The sequence below is a fragment of the Mycobacterium sp. ACS4331 genome (assembly GCF_001667265.1).
Lineage (GTDB): Bacteria > Actinomycetota > Actinomycetes > Mycobacteriales > Mycobacteriaceae > Mycobacterium.
This window is the reverse complement of sequence record NZ_LZHW01000009.1, coordinates 1-16971: the sequence shown is the minus strand read 5'-3', so window position 1 is coordinate 16971 and position 16971 is coordinate 1. Positions and strand designations below refer to the sequence as shown.

Here is a 16971-nt window from a genome sequence, read left to right as displayed (position 1 = left end):
CATCGGTCCCTGCCGCGCGCTGTGCGGGCGCTGCGTCCAGGTACCGCACATCACGGTCGTATTCCGGCCGTATAACGCTGCACGCGATGCGGCCCGGACGGAGACGGTCGATGCCAGGACAGCCAGACGCGGCGGGGATTTCATGTCCCGACTGCGGTTCCGGCCTGCCCCCGACCAGTCGGTTCTGCGCCGTATGCGGCCACACCCTGAGCGTCCGTACAACCGCGCCACTCCATCCGGGGCGCACGCGGGGGCCGGCTGCGTCCAGCCGGTCGGCCACTGCGCCGCAGGCACATTCGGCCAGCGCGCCGCAGGCCCCGAACGAACTGCGCTCGGCCGGTCAAGGGGTCCGCGGTGCGTCATTCCTGCTGGACCTCGCCGCCATGATGAGTCCCGCACTTCCGCTGACCACCGCCGCCGCCGTGCTCGGCGTGGCCGAAGTGGTCTACATCGTCATCCCGGTCGCCTTCGTCGCGGTCTGGTTGTGGATGCAGATCTGGCAGGGGCTCAGCGGAAACACCTTCGGCAAGGCCATGTTGGGCCTGCGCCTCGTCCGAGCGGATGATCACCAGCCACCGGGCCTGTCCGCCACCCTGGTGCGCAGCCTCGTCCTCGTCGGCACGTTCGGGCTGGCCGCGCTCCCGCCACTGCTCTCGTCAGGCACACAAACGGGACTGCACGACAGGATCTCCGGGTTGACCGTGCTCGACGTGGCCTTGGGCGTCAATCCGCTCGGCACCCGTCCGCAGACCACCCTGCGACGCACGCCCGATCGGGGCCTGACTCGAGTCCACTCACCGATTCCGGTCCCGGTGCCGAGGCAGGGGTAGATGCACGCCAAGATCATCCTGTGCCGTGCCGACGGCAGCCGGGCTCAGGTCGCGATCACCGCGGACGCCACCGCGTCGGTCGGTGACGTGGCCGCCGCATTGGCCGCCAGCGACCCAGTTCAGTCCCGACGACCCGGCGGCACCGGGCTGACCCTCAAGGTGGAGCACGCGTCGTTCGACAAGGCCGGTGCGGCAAGGGTTCTCGACCCGAGCCGCAGTCTCATCGACTCCGGCCTGAGATCGGGTTCCTCGGTGAGCATCGCGCCCACCCCCACCGCTCCGCCGCGTCGTCGGCGCGGACGCGCGGTCGCGGTGCTCAGGGTCCTGGAGGGGCCCGACGCGGGCCTGGAGTTCCCTCTGCCGTCCGGCAATTCGTCGATCGGACGTGGTGCCACCAACGACATCTGCCTGAGTGACCACGGAATCGCCGACATCCACGCCGTCGTCAGCATCCGCGACGGCATCGAGATCGTCAACCTGGCCGGCCCGATGGGCGTACGAATCGGTGGCCAGCCGGTGCAACGGGCTCCCGTGGGCGCCACCGACGTGCTGCAGCTGGCCGACACCGCGGTCGCCGTGCTGCTCACCGTGCGGCCCGGCACCACGCAGAACGACAGCGTGGCCATCGAATTCAACAGGTCGCCCCGGGTGGTCGCTCGGTTCGACGATCAGGAGCTTGCCGCTCCGAAACCACCGCAGCTCCCCGAGCCCACCCACTTTCCGATCGTGTCGATGCTGGCTCCGCTGGCCATGGGTGTCGTCCTGTTCGCGGCGACGCGCAGCATGCTGTCGGTGGTGTTCATCTGTCTGAGCCCGCTGCTCATGATCGGTATGTACGTCGACACCAAGATGCAGGAGCGCAAGAAGTACCGGCACGAAGTGGGACGGTTCTCCGACTCGCTGCGGGCGCTGGCGCAGAAGCTGACCGAAACCCAGCGCGTCGAACGTGCGGTGCGGTTGACCGAGGCGCCGGCCCTGAGCCAGGTGGTGGAAGCGATCCATCGGTTGGGGCCGCTGCTGTGGACTCACCGCCCCGAGCATGCGGGCTTCCTGACCGTGCGGCTGGGCCTCGGTGACGCTCCGTCCCGATGCCGGATCACGGTGTCGGACACCGGAGACGCGGAAGTCAGGTACGTCCAGCAGCTGGACGATCTGCGGCAGGAGTTCAGCAGGGTCACCGACGTGCCGATCGTTGCGGACCTGCGCGAATGCGGGGCGCTGGGCATCTGCGGCCCGCGGGCGGTGATCGACGGCGTCGCCCGGGGCGTGGTCATGCAGCTGCTGGGGTTGCACTCGCCCGCCGACCTGACCGTGACCGCGTTCAGTTCGCCGCAGTCTCGGACGTCGTGGGAATGGCTGGAGTGGCTGCCGCACACCGGCTCCGCGCACAGCCCACTGTCGAGCAACCATCTCACCGACAGTGTGGGCGGCGGTCAGGCCCTCCTGGCCCGACTGGAAGACCTGCTCAAACATCGCAGGTTGACCGCCGAAGCCGGGGGCGACTTCGATTTCGGGCCCATCCGGGCCGACTCGTCCGACGACCGCCGCGCCGCACCGTTCACACCCGCGGTGGTCGTCCTGGTCGAGGACACCGCACCGATCGACCGCTCTCGGCTGACCCGGCTCGCTGAACAGGGCGGAGCGGTCGGGATCCATGTGATCTGGGTGGCGGACGAGCTCGCCGGGCTGCCCGCCGCCTGCCGCACCTTCCTGCTGGTGGAGTCCGCAACCGACGGTGCGACGGTGGGCCACGTGCGTCACGGTCAGCACAGCTTCCCCGTCGCCTGCGACAGCATCGAGGTCGCCGATTCCCGACAGATCGCGCTGCTGTTGGCACCCGTCGTCGACGCCGGCGCCACCGTGGAGGACGACACGGATCTGCCTCGCTCCGTCTCCTATCTGGCGCTCACCGGCCAGGGCATCGCCACGGAGCCGACGGTGATTGCCCAGCAGTGGATGTCGAACGCGTCGGTGCTCAACCGCAGTGGTCCGCCGCGCCCCACCGCGGAACCGGCGAACCTGCGCGCCCTGGTGGGCTCCGCAGGCGCGCGGGAGGTCCATCTCGACCTTCGGGCACACGGCCCGCACGCCCTCGTCGGCGGAACCACGGGTTCGGGCAAGAGCGAATTCCTGCAGACGTGGATCATGGCCATGGCGGTCGAGCACAGCCCGGACCGGGTGAACTTCCTGTTGGTGGACTACAAGGGCGGCACCGCGTTCGCCGACTGCGTCGGGCTGCCGCACACCGTCGGTCTGGTCACCGACCTGTCCCCGCACCTGGTCCGGCGCGCGTTGACCTCGTTGGGCGCCGAAATCCGCCGGCGGGAGACCCTGCTGAACCAGAAGCAGGCCAAGGACCTGCTCACCCTGGAACAGCGGGATGACCCCGACACGCCACCGAGCCTGGTCATCATCGTCGACGAGTTCGCCGCACTGGCCTCCGAAGTTCCCGAGTTCGTCGACGGCGTCATCGACGTCGCTCAGCGCGGCCGGTCCCTGGGGCTGCACCTGGTGTTGGCGACCCAGCGTCCCGCGGGCGTCATCAAAGACAATCTCCGGGCCAACACCAATCTCCGCATTGCACTGCGCCTCAACGATGTCGATGACTCCGTCGACGTGATCGAGGACCCTCTGGCCGCCCACTTCCCGCCCGAGATCGCCGGCCGCGCGGTGGCCAAGACTGGGCCGGGCCGTCTCACGACGTTCCAGACCGCCTACGTCGGCGGACGCACCAGCGAGCAACCCCAGAAGGCGCCGATAGACATCTGGGAGTTCGTGTTCGGCCGGCGCCGCCCCTGGAACAACCCCCACGAAGCCGAGTCGGTGGCACCACCGTCGGGACCGACCGACATCGCACGGATGGTGTCGACGATCAGGGCCGCCGCCGTCCAGTTGCGCATCCCGCCGCCCCGGCGGCCGTGGCTTCCCTCGCTCGAGAGCACGTACGCGCTCGAAGATCTTGTCCGACAGTCCGGCTCGGGCGCGTTGGTGATCGGAAAGACCGATGTTCCGACCGAACAGACGCAGCCCATCGGCACCTTCTCCCCCGACGAGCAGGGGAACATGGCCATCATCGGCACCGGCGGCGCGGGCAAGTCGACCGCGCTTCGGACCCTGGCGATCTCCGCGGCGCTGGACCCCACCGACGGCCCGGTGCACGTGTACGCCCTGGACTTCGCCTCAGGAAGCCTGAAGATGCTGGAGGCCCTGCCGCATGTCGCAGCGGTGATCGGCGCCGACGACGATGAGCGCCTCGGGCGGGTGCTGCGCCGGCTGATCTCGTTGCTGGAGGACCGCATTCGCAGGTTCAGCCGCGTGAACGCATCCACGATCGGCGAGTACCGCCGGCTCGCCGACCCCGACGAGCCCCGCGTGCTGCTGCTTCTCGATGCCATCGGCCCGTTCCGTGAACAGTACGAACACGTCTCCCACACGCCGTTCTTCACCATGCTCAGCCAGCTCGCCTCCGATGGCCGGATGCTGGGCATCCACGTCGTCATCACCGCGGACCGGCCCGCGGCGATCCCGTCGTCGCTGGCGTCGACGATCCAGCAGCGGCTGGTCATGCGACTGGCCTCCGACGACGACTACCTGCTCGCAGGTGTGCCCGGAGACATCCTGTCGGCGACCTCGCCGCAGGGCCGCGCCATCATGGACGGACTGGAGATCCAGGTCGCAGTCTTCGGCGGCGACGCCAACGTCGCCGTGCAGGCCCGCGCCATCGACGAGCTGGCGGCCCGGATGCGCGCACAGGGTTTCCGTCCGCCCGCTGCGGTCGAACGGCTTTCCGAGCACATCCAGCTCACGTCTCTTCCACACACTGCCGCAGCGGGTGCGGCCGTGATCGGTGTTGCCGACGAATCACTTTCGCCGATCGGAATCGATCCGTCCGGTGTCTTCATGGTGACCGGACCACCCGGCAGCGGACGTTCGACGGCGTTGGTCACGCTGGCGCAGGCGGTGCGACGGCAGCGGCCGGACACCAGGATCGTGTATCTGGCGCCCTCCGGTTCCAACATCGCGGCCCTGAACGTGTGGGACGACACCGCCGTCGGCCAGGAGTCGGTGATGCGCCGCGTCGAGGAACTCGCGACGGTCGACAGCACGCGGTCAACGAACCTGATGATCGTCATCGAGAGGGTGGCGGACTTCGGTGGGACGGATGTGGAGAACGATCTTGCCCAACTGGTCAAGTCGCTCATCGACACTGCGTTCATCGTCGGCGAGTCCGAGGTGTCCACCTGGGGGCAGGCGTGGCTGCTGGCGCAGCCGTTCAAGTCGTCACGGCGCGGGCTTCTGCTGTGGCCCAACGGCATGGACGCGGACGGTCTGCTGAGCACATCCATCGGTGCGGTGCGCCGCAGTGAATTCCCGCCTGGCCGAGGAGTTCTCGTCGAGAGGGGTAAGGGGGTGTGGTTGCAGGTGGCGCAACCGGATGTCTAGACCAGCACAATCACGACTGAAACCACAACGATCACAGTAGGGAGCAGAAATGGCATTCATCGGGCAGGACGTCGAGCAGGTTCAGCGGCTTGCGACGCAGCTCAATTCGAAGGCGGGAGACATCGAGAACGTCATCTCGCAGTTGTCCTCGGCGGTGAACTCCGTCGAGTGGAAGGGCCAGGACGCAGAGCGCTTCAAGTCCGACTGGCAGAGCCAACACCTGCCGCAGCTCAAGAAGGTCGTCGAGGCGCTGAAGAACGCGTCGCAGACCGCCAAGCGCAACGCCGCCGAACAGCAGCAGACCAGCAGCAAGTACTGATCACCGCATCAGGTGCACGCGCCTCTCGCACTGCGGGGCGCGTGCACCTGTGCTCATTTCCACTGGAGGGGTCATGACCGCTGTTGGCGCTGACGTCGAACAACTTCGCGCGACGTCGAAGCAGTTCACCCAGGCCGTCGAGAAACTGCAGAGTGCCGTCAAGGGACTCAACACCATCGCGTCGAATCAGTCGATCTGGCGCGGCAGGGACGCAGATCAGTTCCGAGCTGAGTGGAAGGCCCAGTCGCTCACGTCGTTGAACGCCGCGATCAAGGCTCTCCAGAATGGAGCGGATGCCCTGCGGCGCAACGCGGATCAGCAGGAGGCGGCAAGTCGTGCTGATGGGGGTGCCATGACCGGCGTTCTCGACGGCACCGGAACGAACGCGAAGAACGGCGCTGCCCCGAACGGCGCTTCCGAGTTGTACAAGACCCTGCGCACAATGGACGACTCCTACGACGGTGTCATGATCCAGGAAGTCGTGGGACCAGACGGCCAGAAGCGGCTCATCGTCTATCTCGCGGGAACAGACTTCGAGGACAGCAAGCGCAACGCTGGTCGTAATCTGTCCCTCGCTGCGGGGAACGTCGACGATGAGACGGTCAAGAAGATCGATCGCGCACTGCGTGAAGCCGGCTACGACCCGTCAGACAGATCCAAGCAGCCTGAGATGATGTTCGTCGGATACAGCCAAGGCGGTATGGAGGCTCAGAACCTTGTGGCGTCCGGTCGTTACAACGCGACGTCCCTGGTGACCTACGGATCTCCGCTCGTGCACGCCGACCGCGAGGGGGTCGCCACAGTCCATCTGCGGGCTCACGGCGATAACACGCCCAACCTGCCGGCCGAGGCCATGGCCGCCGCACGGCGCGACCCGATCAGCTTCGCACTGTTGCGGGCCGACGTGATCAACGGTCCCGGCGATCGCACACCGCTGCTCAGTCCGCTTGCGGGCGAATCGAAGAACCTCTATGAAAGCGACGGCGGCTCCCAACAGGTGGACTTGAGTAACCCGATGTCCGTTGTGGAGGCCGGCCTGACCGGAAACCACGGAGACGTCTCGGTCTATACCGACGTCGGTGCGGATTTCGACAAATCCAGTGATCCCAAGTTCTCGGCCCAGAGGGACACCATGGACAAGTTCCAGGGCAGCGTCACCTACACGTGGGAAGGTGACAAGGCTCCAGCGAAGTCCAGCGGCGGCGGTGGGGGCGGCGACACCTGGTGACCGACCCATACCCCCGCTGGGTGGACCCAAATCCACCCAGCCCTAACAACACCCGGGCGACAGCCATCCTGGCCGCCGCGGGACTGGTGTTGACCGCGGTTGTGGTCGTCGTCCTCATCGCCGTGGTGCTGTCGGCATCGTCTCGCCGGTCACACCTCGACGACGCGCTACTCGTGGCCGCGAACGCACCGTCGGAACAGGCCTTCACTCAGTCGGTGCTCGTGATGCCCGTGTCGATCTCGGACCAGGCGCGGCAGCGGACCGCCGCTCTGCTGGAGCAGATTCCGGTCCGGACCGATCGCGGCGCACGCCCCGTCTCCGGGCTCCAACCCGGACTCTACGGGACCACCGGTACGACCGCTGGATGCGACGTGGTGACGCTCGCCAACCACCTCGATATGGATCCCGCGACCGGACGGGCGTGGGCCCTGACGCTCGGACTCACCCCGGCACAGGTTCCGTACTATCTCAACACCCTGACCCCGACGATCCTGACCGCCGACACGTGGGTCACCGTCCACACCCTCTCCGCAGACGGTACCGCCGCGAAACAGGCTGTGCTGCAGGCTGGCAACGCCGTGTTGATCGATCCGCTCGGGGTCCCGCGAACTCACTGCGCCACCGGCGACCCGCTCACCCCGCCCGCGTACGCCAATCTCGGAGACTACCGGTTCGACGGCGAGAAATGGGCCGACTTCACGCCGCAGAACGTGGTGGTGGTGCAGTACTCCTCGGTCGATTCCAGCCGCTCGGCAACGGAATTCACGCTCATCGACGTCGTCACCGGTGAGCCCGTGGTGCGCAGCGTCGCGCCGTCCATCGAGTTGGGCGGCACGACAATGCCGCTGCCGGACCCCGCGGTTATGAATGTGCCGCCGAACCGTGCGCCCGGCACGGACGGAGTTGTGCCGCTACCGGAGACTTCGACGATGCCAACGCCTTTGGGTGATCCGACACCCGAGCCACCGCCGCCATTTGCGGCTCCACCGACCGAACCCCATGAACCCATCCGTAACTGCGGCGCCATACCGTCCATGCCGAACCTGGTGCTGATCAACTACAACGTCGACGCGATCAGCTGCCCGGACGCCCTGAATGTGATCACACGGTTCCATCAGATCCAGCAGAAGTACGCCACAGTGGACGACTGGGACTGCGGGATCCTGGGCGCGGCCGAGGCCGAGCAGATGGCGCATGTCGTGAACTGTCATGGGCCGCGCGGTGAACTGCGGGCAGAAGAGCCCTGATGCACCAACAATCATCCACAGAAGGGGAATTCGATGAGCACTGATCCGCGGGGCGGGTACACCGGCGCACGGGAACACGAGAACATCCACCTGCTGCCCGGGGAGACCCGCCTGATGGGCGCGGACTTCACCGCGTCGCCACTGCTGCGGCATATCAAGACCGGCCTGGTCATCACCCACGATCGCGTGGTCGCCCGCTACCCCCAGTACATGTTCTTCATCATCAAAGTCGGGTACGCCGAATCCAGCATCCCCATCCAGCAGGTCTGCGAGGTGACCACCGGTCGACTGCTGTCACGGCGGCGGGTCCGCATGGCCCTCTTCTCGGCCCTCGGTGCGCTGTTCGTTCTGATGTCGACGGCATCGCTGGGCGGGCCATTCGGGATCATCGGGTTCCTGATCGCGCTCGTACTCCTGGCATTCGCCGCGCTTCTGGCGTGGTTGGCCCGCGGTTTGGCGCTCACGGTGGGGCATTCCGGCAGCGGCGAGATCCGAGTCGATGTCGACGGCCTGGAGTTCGACGCCATGCTCCAGGCCGGCAGGTTGATTCAGCAGCTTGTGCTGGATCGGGACGCCGCGACGCCCGTCCGTCAAACGCCCCCTGTCGTCCACACACCGTCACCGGCGCCAGCAGTCAGCCAGGCATTCGCACCGGCGCCCTCAGTCGTCGAAGCACCACCAGCCTGGAGCAGGCCTACGGTTCCCGCTCCAACACCCGTGCCACCTCAACCTCAGGCGGCCCAGTCGTCGCCACCGCCACCCTCCATCTGGCGCGGCTAGCGTTGACCTCCACCCAGGGTGGAGTCATCGCACTCCATCCATCGACGGGGCGGATTCCGGCGAAACAAGTCATCTCTCGGCGAGCACGCAGACGCTACTTCACCAGGGCCAACGCGAAGCCGTCCCAACCCTTTCCGCCGACGGTCTGGATCGCCGCGGTGTCCAGGTCCGGGTGCCGGCCCATCATCTCGAGCATCTGCCGCACCGCGGTGGCCTGGGTGTCGTCGACCGCAGGCGAAAGGATGCGCCCGTTGCGGACGATGTTGTCGACGACGATCACCGTGCCCGGGCGGCCCAGGTCGATCGCCCACTGCACATAGGCCGAGTTGTTCTCCTTGTCGGCGTCGATGAACACGAAGTCGAAGGTCCCGGTCAGGGTGGGCAGGGTGTCCAGGGCCGCACCGACGACGATCTCCACGCGGTCGGCGACCCCCGCCCTGGCGAGGTTGGCGGCCGCCACCTCCGCGTGCCGTGGTTCGTATTCCAGCGTGACCACGCTGCCCTCGGGGCCCACGGCGCGGGCCAGGCTGATCGTGCTGTATCCGCCCAGCGTGCCGATCTCCAGCACGCGCCGCGCCCCGGCGATCTGCACCAGCAGGCCCAGCAGGTGCGCGGACTGGGGTGTGACCTCGATGGGCGGCAGGGCGGCCGCGGTGCTGGCGGCCAGCGTGGCCTCGAGCGCGGGGTCCTCCCGCAGCACGATGCGGTTCAGCAGGTCGTCGACGTCGAACGGTGTGGGATCACTCACCTGACCAACCGTAGTCAGCGCACCCCCTCCTTGGCGTAGACGACGCGCAGCACGTGGCCGACCTCGGGACCCATCACCACTTCGACGAGTTCGCACAGCGTCGCGCAGAACTCCGGGCCATGCGCGGGTTCCGCCTGGCACAGGTGATGTGCGATCTCATGCAGCAGCACGAGCTCGCGCAGCGCCCACCGGGTGGACTGCTCGGGCACCGCGATCACGGCCCCGCCGTCATGGACCTCGTAGTGCGCCGCGCTCGCCCCGCGCCGGGCCCGCACCGCCAGCGGACCGGCCTGCCAGCGCTGCGTCACCGCCGGCATGGTCAGCACCTCGTCGACGTAACGCTGGACGGCATCGAGGGAGGCGAACCGGGCCTCGGGCGGCAGCGTCAGCGAGGCACCGAAGAAGTCGATGGCCCGCGAATGATGTTGTGCGGCACGGTCGAACATCGTGCGGACAAACCCCTCGGCGGCGTAGACCTTGGAGCGCTGACTGTCCCGGCGGGTCACCGCTGCAGCGGGGTCCGCGCACCGGGCAGCTCCGGGCTGGCACCGAGCCTGGCGTGCTTGCCGGCGCGGTCCCCGGCCCGCCGGGCCGCCGACGAATACCCCGCGCTGGCCCGCGAGGCGTACCACGTGCCGCGGGCCTTGGACGTCTTCCGATAGTGGTCGACAAGCTCGAGTTCCTTGTTGCGCAACGCGATCGCAGTCCCGGCCGACGGACTCTCGGTCGCCTGAGCCTCCTTTCGCGCCTCCTCCCTCGCGGCCGCCAGGCGCTGACCGATGCGCGCACCGAAGGCCAGTTGGAAGTTGAGCCGCGCGGTGATCGTCGGGGTGGGCCGATGCGCGCCGGTGGACAGGTAGGCGTCGCAGGCCTTGACCATCTGCACCACCAGGCTGGCGTACAGCGCGTGCGTGGTGTCGAGATCCTCGGCGAATCCGTAGGCGTACACGAACGCCGAGTTCGAGGCGACATCGCAGCGCACGTCGTTGGCCGCGGCGATCACCGCGAACAGTTGGACGTAGGTCCGCAGGCCTTTGCTTCCCGCCTCGCCGATCGTGATGGTGCGCTGGGTCGGCGTCTGAGCGGCCTCCCGCTTGGCGGTGTGCGAGCGGGCCACCGCCAAGTCGATCGACGTCGCGGTCGCCAGGCGCTGCGCGGCCGTCATGAACGCCTCGGCCTCGTGGGCGTTGTCGGTCCCCTCGGCCTGCCTCAACAGCGCGGCGATGCGCGCGAGCATCTTGTCATCGCTCACGGGACCAGCACGACCTTCCCGCGTGCGTGACCGGTCTGCAGGTACCGGTGGGCGTCGGCGGCCTCGGCAAGGCCGAACACCTTGTCCACCACCACCCGCAACTGACCCGCGGCGGCCAGCTTGATCAACTCAGGGCGCGACGCGTCCCTGATCTCCTGTCCGCCGTCGGCCCCGCTGAGCGCCGCGATGCCGAGTTCAGGAGCGCGTCCGAAGCCGGCGATGGTGGCGATCCGGTCCCGGTCGGCCACCAGCTCCACCGAGGTGTCGAGCGCCTCATCGGTGCCCACGAGGTCCAGCGCGACGGTTACCCGCTCCCCCGGACCCAGCAGATCGCGCACGCGGTCGGCCAGACCGGGGCCGTACTCGACGGGTTCCGCGCCGTAGTGCCGAAGCTGATCGTGGCGCGCAGGGCTGGCCGTCCCGATCACGCGGGCGCCCCGCGCGGCGGCCAGCTGCACCGCCATCAGTCCGACGCCGCCGCTGGCGCCGTGCACCAGCACGATGTCCCCGGCCCGCACGTCGGTTCTGGTCAACAGGTGCCACGCGGTGCCGCCCGCGAGCAGCAGACCCGAGGCCTCCTCCGCCGTCAGCGTCGCGGGCTTGTGCCCGATCTGCTCGGCGTCGGCGACCAGCCGCTCGGCGTACGCGCCACGGACGCCGGTGACGATCACCTCGTCACCCACCTTCAACGGCCCGGTGTACCCCTCGGCGTACGGCGGCGCAGAAGCGATGATTCCCGCGGCCTCCATCCCCACGGGCATGGGCAGCGCGGCGGGGTCGTTTCCCATCTGTCCGCTGTAGAGCTTGTAGTCGATCGGGTTGGCCCCGGCGGCGTGCACGTCGACCACGACCTGGCCGTTGCCGACCTTCGGGAGCGGGACATCATGGAGGGCAAGCACTTCCGGACCGCCGTAGCTCTCGGCGACAACGACTTTGGGCATGACCTCGAGCTTAGCGGCGTGGTCCGACATTCGGGGCGGCCGCAGCGGACCCGCTCATTCGCGGACGAACCCGTCCAGAGCGGTCGTCAGCTGCCCCGACAGCGGCCCCGGTTTGGCGTAGTCGGCCAGATTGTCGGTGGGGTCGTCACGCAGGACATGGTTGACGCCCTTGAGTTCCACGACCGTCAGGTCGGTGTGCGCGAGCGCCGCTGCCAGTGGGCGCAGACCCTCACAGCTGGCCTGCGCGTCGGAGTCCGAACACGTCAGCAGCACCGGGGTGCCCGCCGGGATCTTGGCGGCCACCCCCAATGGGTCGACGGCGTCGGTCTCGCGCACGACCTTCACGTTGCCCGGGTTGAGGATCGCGCCGAGTCCGTCGGGCAGTTGACCGGGCGGCAGCGTGCCGTCGGTGCGAACCTGCGCGACGGCGGCCGTCCACGCGGCCACCACCTCGTCGGCCTGCTGCTGAGTCTTCGTCCCCTGTTTGACCGCCGCCGCGACGTCGGCGGTCACCCGCCCCGTGATGAGGTCGAGGTAGCGGCCCGGCAGTGGTTGCAGCAGGCCCAGCGAACGCAGTTTCGGCGCGTCGGATGCGGTGTCGACGGCCAGCGCCATCGCGTGCGTGGCGCCCTCACCGAGTCCGTACGCGGAGAGATGCGCCGTGTCGGTTCCGGGCTGGTCGGCCAGGAATCGCAGTGCGGCCCGGGCACCCGCGGTGTACACCGCACTGCCGACCTCGGCGGGTTTCTTGGCATACGGTCCCAGCCCGGTGCGTCCGGTGCCGATCTTGTCGTAGCGCAGCGTCGCGACCCCGAGGCCGGACAGGTGCTCGGCGAGTTGGCGCATGTTGCCGACGGGGCCGACGACGGCGTTGTCGCCGTTGCGGTCGGTCTGGCCGCTCTCAGAGATCAGCAGCGCGGCCGGGCCGGGCGCGGCATCGCGCTGGTGCCGGTAGGTGCCGTGGATCGTCAGGCCGTCGGCCTCGAAGGTCACCTCGTCCTCGACCCACGCCTCGTCAGTTTTCGGCGACGAGCACCCCATCAGTACGACCAGCGAAAGAAGCAGGGCCGCAAGAACTCTCACAGTCGAGCCTCGATCCAGGACACCACGTCGTCGAGCACCAGATCCTGTTCCGGCTCGTTGAACACCTCGTGGAACAGGCCGGGATAGATCTTGAGGTGGACGTCCTCGGAGGCCACACATTCCACCAGGCGTTCGCTGCCCCGAGCCCGAATCAACCGGTCGTCGGAGCCGTGCACCACCAACAGAGGCTTGGTGATGGCCTGCGCACGCGCGGGCATGGACTGCCCGACCGTCAGCAGCGCGCGGGCGACGCCCGCGGGCACCTTGCCGTGCCAGACCAGGGGATCGGCGTTGTAGGCCGCCACGACCTCGCGGTCGCGCGAGACGGCGTTGGCGTCCAACTGCTGAACTGGGACGCCGGGCAGCACCGCGCCCACCGCCTTCCCGATCACCGCGAGCGAGGGTTTGACCTCGTCTTGGGCGGCGATGGCCGGCCCGGACAGCACCACCAGGTCATAGTCGTCGCCGTGCTCCGAGGCGTAGGCGAACACGACGGCGCCGCCCATGCTGTGCCCGAGCACGGTCTTGGTCAGCCCGGGATGTTCGCGGTCGGCGATGCCCACCAGCGTGGCGAAGTCGTCGGTGTACTCCGAGACGTTCCTGACGTGGACGCGCCTGCCGCCGGAGCGGCCGTGGCCTCGGTGGTCCAGCGCATAGGTCACCAGACCCGCCTGGCCGAACCGCTCGGCAACGTGGTCGTAGCGGCGAGCGTGCTCGCCGAAACCGTGGGCCAGGACGACGACGCCCGTGGGTTCGATGTTCGGGGTCCAGGTGTCGTACACGATCCGGACGCCGCCGACTCCGTCGAACGAGCGCTCGTCGCGCGTCGTCTCTGTCTCAGCCACCCGGTCAGCGTAGCGACCGGTTGTCGGTGGGTCTGCGTAAGCTCGGGACCGTGAGCGTGCTCGCAGAAGACCCCGACACATTCCTCACCGATGCGCAGCAGTACCACAGGGAGCTGCTGGCTCACTGCTACCGCATGACCGGCTCACTGCACGACGCCGAGGACCTGGTCCAGGAGACCTATCTGCGCGCCTGGAAGGCGTACGAGCGGTTCGAGGGCAAGTCGTCGGTGCGCACGTGGCTGCATCGGATCGCGACCAACACGTGCCTGACCGCGCTGGAGGGCAGGCAGCGGCGCCCGCTGCCGACGGGCCTGGGTGCACCGAGTTCGGACCCGGTCGGCGAACTCGTGCAGAACACCGAGATCACCTGGCTCGAACCGCTGCCGGACGGTGGTGCCAGCCCGGCGGACCCGTCGGTCATCGTCGGATCCCGGGAGTCGGTGCGCCTGGCGTTCATCGCGGCGCTGCAGCATCTCTCACCGCGGCAGCGGGCGGTCCTGCTGCTGCGCGACGTTCTGCAGTGGAAGGCCGCCGAGGTGGCCGAGGCCGTGGGCACCTCCACAGCCGCCGTCAACAGCCTGCTCCAGCGGGCCCGCGCACAGCTGGAGGCTGTCGGCCCCAGCGAGGAGACCACGCTGGCCGCCCCTGAGTCCCCCGAGGCCCAGGAACTGCTGAGCCGCTACATCTCGGCCTTCGAGCGGTACGACATCGAGGAACTGGTGGCGCTGTTCACTGAGGAGGCCATCTGGGAGATGCCCCCTTTCGTCGGCTGGTACCAGGGCGGCGCGGCGATCGGCGCGCTGATACACCACAACTGCCCGGCCGAGAAGCCGGGGGACATGCGCCTGCTGCCGTTGACCGCCAACGGGCAGACCGCGGCGGCCATGTACATGCTGGACCCGCAGACCGGTCGGCACCTGCCGTTCCAACTGCATGTCCTCGACGTCACCGACGGTGCGGTTGCGCACGTGGTGGCGTTCCTGGACACGTCGATGTTCGAGAAGTTCGGCCTGCCCGACGCGTTGTGACGCGCAGGCTCAACCCGCCTGGACCGAGTCCCACGCGTCGTGCAGTGCCTGAGCGCTGGCGTGCAGGCCGTCGTGCTCCGACTCCGACAACGGGATTTCGAGCACTTCCACGGCACCTTCGGCGGTCACCACCGTCGGCAGCGACAGACACACGTCGTCGATTCCGTAGATCCCGGTCTGCAGGGTCGAGACCGGGAGCACGCGGTGCTGATGTCCGCGAATGGCTTCGATGATGCGTGCAGTGGACAGCCCGATCGCGAGGTTGGTCGCGCCCTTTCCTTCGATCACCTCGTAGGCGGCGTTGACCACGTCCGAGGAGATCGCCATCTGGGTCGCCTCGTCGAAGATCGCCACGCCGTCTTTGCGGAAGTGTGCGGCCGGCACGCCGCCGATGGACACCGAAGACCACAGCGAGATCTCGGAGTCGCCGTGCTCACCGACGATGAACCCGTGCACATTGGCGACGGCCAGGTCGGCAAGTTCGGCGATCAGGTATCGAAAACGGCTGGAGTCCAACACCGTTCCCGAGCCGAAGATGCGGCCGTGAGGCAGGTCGACCGACTGCGCGGCGGCGTAGGTGATGACGTCGACGGGGTTGGTCACGAACACGATCACCGCGTGCGGTGACAGTTCGAGGAGCTTGGGCGTCAGGTCCTGCGCCATGGCGACGTTGGTCGCCGCGAGGTCGAGTCTGGTCTGGCCGGGTTTCTGTTTGGCACCGGCAGTGACGATCACGATCTGCGAGTCCGCCGTGACCGTCAGGTCATCCCCGCCGGAGATGCGGCAGTGCGGGACGAACTGGCTGCCGTGGTTGAGGTCGAGCACCTCGGCACGGACCTTCTTGGCGAAGATGTCGTAGAGGGCCAACGAGGCCGCCGACCCGCGGATCAGGCACGCATACGCGATCGCCGTCCCGACGCTGCCCATCCCGACGATCGACACCTTGCCGTTGCGGTGTGCGGTCATCGCTCAATCATCGACCCTTTCGGGCCCGCTCACGGCGCTTCGGCAACCAAACCGAGAAAACGTAGCGGTCCATCCCACAAACTAGTGAAGAGTTGCGTCACTAGCGCAGCATCGCTACGGTTATTATCAAATCGCTTCGCAACCGCGAAGAAAACCGTAGCGTCTGTGAGGGTGGTGTTGAGTGTCGGCAACAGGGCTTTCGACAGGAGGGCATTCGACCGGAGGGCTGCCGGGAGGACAGCGCCGCCGCAGCAGCTGGGTGCGGGCCGCACTGGTGGCCGGAGTGACAGTCACCCTGGCGCTGCACAGTGCCGGCCTGGGCCACGCGGACGCGGACGCACCTGACTCGAGCTCGTACGGCGAGTGCACCCCCGGCTTCACGCTGCCGTCCTACGACGTCGGCGAGGTCGCACCGGCGGAGGAATTGCAGACCTACCCGCTCAAACCGCTCAATGACGGCCTGGTCCAGGCCACCGAGCCCACTGCCGACGAACTCGGCCGCCTGCCCACCAGCAACGACGACGTGGTGCGCACCGATCCCGGGAGCGCGGAGGGCATGAAGGCGCGGTGGAAGCGCTACCTCCAGAAGCAGCAGCAGTCCGGCGGCACGCCGATGACGTGGGCGGATTGGCAGAAGGCCTACATCAAGGCGATCACCAACAAGGACACCGCCGATGCCTTCGCCGAATTCCTGGGCAAGTACTGGGATCTGCCCTCCGACGCGGGCTGGAACCGCGGACCGCAGTTTCCCCTGTCCAACATCGATCCCGGCGTACCGCGCGGGCGGCAGGTGGGCATCGGGGTCAACCCCGGGCCGAGCATGTCTTGGGGCCAGCAGCAGGAGTTCCTGAAGCAGTTCACCGCGGCGGGCAAGTTCGGCGTGAAGTACATCATGACGTTCGGTGCCAAGCCGACCGACGAGACCAGGCAGTGGATCGACCAGCAGGTCGAAGGCCTGCGGTCCTCCGGGGCCACGGTGCCCGACGGGTTCTGCACCCGATACGTGCCGACCGTCGACGGCAATCCCTTCGACGACTTCCCGGACTCCGCGGCCGACGCCCGCAATCAGGCGACCGTCGAGGACGAACTCGCCGGCGATTCGGAGGACTTCCCCGATCCGCCCGAACCGCCGGACGAGACGACGACGCCGCCGCCGTCGTCACCGCCGCCACCTCCTCCTCCGCCCCCTCCGCCGGCGCCGCCGACGCTGCCGCCTTCGGGGCCGGGGCCCGCGGTGCCGATACCACCACCGCCCCCGTCG

The 16971-nt window shown here is 68.2% G+C and carries 15 protein-coding genes; 8 read left to right on the top strand and 7 right to left on the bottom strand.

The features are described from left to right. The first annotated feature begins 86 nt into the window (after positions 1-86). The 6 genes from A5727_RS28320 to A5727_RS02050 all read left to right on the top strand — a co-directional run bounded on the left by A5727_RS28320 (position 87) and on the right by A5727_RS02050 (position 8847). A complete protein-coding gene (locus A5727_RS28320; RefSeq protein ID WP_353612239.1) occupies positions 87-830 on the top strand; it encodes an RDD family protein in 744 nt (247 codons plus the stop codon). Continuing rightward, a complete protein-coding gene (locus A5727_RS02070) occupies positions 831-5273 on the top strand; it encodes a type VII secretion EssC family protein (RefSeq protein ID WP_068243663.1) in 4443 nt (1480 codons plus the stop codon). Between the two features lie 49 nt (positions 5274-5322). After that, positions 5323-5592 (top strand): WXG100 family type VII secretion target, encoded by a 270-nt coding sequence (locus A5727_RS02065; RefSeq protein ID WP_068243661.1) that lies wholly within the window; start codon positions 5323-5325, stop codon positions 5590-5592. 73 nt (positions 5593-5665) lie between these two features. Continuing rightward, on the top strand, positions 5666-6820 hold the full coding sequence (locus A5727_RS02060; RefSeq protein WP_068243658.1) for a WXG100 family type VII secretion target: 1155 nt from the start codon (positions 5666-5668) through the stop codon (positions 6818-6820). A gap of 20 nt (positions 6821-6840) precedes the next feature. Continuing rightward, complete coding sequence (locus tag A5727_RS02055; RefSeq protein ID WP_068243656.1) at positions 6841-8067, top strand: DUF6777 domain-containing protein; 1227 nt, start codon at positions 6841-6843, stop codon at positions 8065-8067. Positions 8068-8100: 33 nt separating this feature from the next. Continuing rightward, on the top strand, positions 8101-8847 hold the full coding sequence (locus tag A5727_RS02050; protein ID WP_068243653.1) for a hypothetical protein: 747 nt from the start codon (positions 8101-8103) through the stop codon (positions 8845-8847). Positions 8848-8941: 94 nt separating this feature from the next. Here the strand turns inward: A5727_RS02050 and A5727_RS02045 are convergent, their stop codons facing one another. From A5727_RS02045 to A5727_RS02020, 6 genes are read right to left on the bottom strand one after another with little or no spacing between them, the layout of a single operon-like run. Beyond that, on the bottom strand, positions 8942-9595 hold the full coding sequence (locus tag A5727_RS02045) for an O-methyltransferase (protein WP_068243647.1): 654 nt from the start codon (positions 9593-9595) through the stop codon (positions 8942-8944). Between the two features lie 14 nt (positions 9596-9609). Continuing rightward, entirely contained in the window at positions 9610-10101 is a 492-nt protein-coding gene (locus A5727_RS02040; protein WP_068243645.1) for a TIGR04338 family metallohydrolase, read from the bottom strand. Then, positions 10098-10847, bottom strand: a complete 750-nt coding sequence (locus A5727_RS02035; RefSeq protein WP_068243641.1) for a DUF2786 domain-containing protein — start codon at positions 10845-10847, stop codon at positions 10098-10100. Before A5727_RS02035 ends, A5727_RS02040 begins: the two co-directional genes overlap by 4 nt. Beyond that, entirely contained in the window at positions 10844-11788 is a 945-nt protein-coding gene (locus tag A5727_RS02030; RefSeq protein ID WP_068243980.1) for a quinone oxidoreductase family protein, read from the bottom strand. The genes A5727_RS02035 and A5727_RS02030 overlap by 4 nt, the downstream gene beginning before the upstream one ends. Before the next feature lie 54 nt (positions 11789-11842). Beyond that, positions 11843-12871: an alpha/beta hydrolase family protein gene (locus tag A5727_RS02025; protein WP_068243638.1), complete on the bottom strand. Its 1029-nt coding sequence runs from the start codon at positions 12869-12871 to the stop codon at positions 11843-11845. After that, positions 12868-13716 (bottom strand): alpha/beta hydrolase, encoded by an 849-nt coding sequence (locus tag A5727_RS02020; RefSeq protein ID WP_068243635.1) that lies wholly within the window; start codon positions 13714-13716, stop codon positions 12868-12870. The genes A5727_RS02025 and A5727_RS02020 overlap by 4 nt, the downstream gene beginning before the upstream one ends. Positions 13717-13766: 50 nt before the next feature. Between A5727_RS02020 and A5727_RS02015 the strand changes: the two genes are divergently transcribed. Continuing rightward, positions 13767-14744, top strand: a complete 978-nt coding sequence (locus A5727_RS02015; protein WP_068243978.1) for a sigma-70 family RNA polymerase sigma factor — start codon at positions 13767-13769, stop codon at positions 14742-14744. A gap of 9 nt (positions 14745-14753) precedes the next feature. Here the strand turns inward: A5727_RS02015 and A5727_RS02010 are convergent, their stop codons facing one another. After that, positions 14754-15710: an L-lactate dehydrogenase gene (locus tag A5727_RS02010; protein ID WP_068243632.1), complete on the bottom strand. Its 957-nt coding sequence runs from the start codon at positions 15708-15710 to the stop codon at positions 14754-14756. Between the two features lie 181 nt (positions 15711-15891). On the opposite strand from A5727_RS02010, the gene A5727_RS02005 reads away from it, so the two are divergent. Beyond that, positions 15892-16971, top strand: a 1080-nt coding sequence (locus A5727_RS02005) for a hypothetical protein (protein WP_197507560.1), incomplete at its 3' end; no start/stop codon positions are given.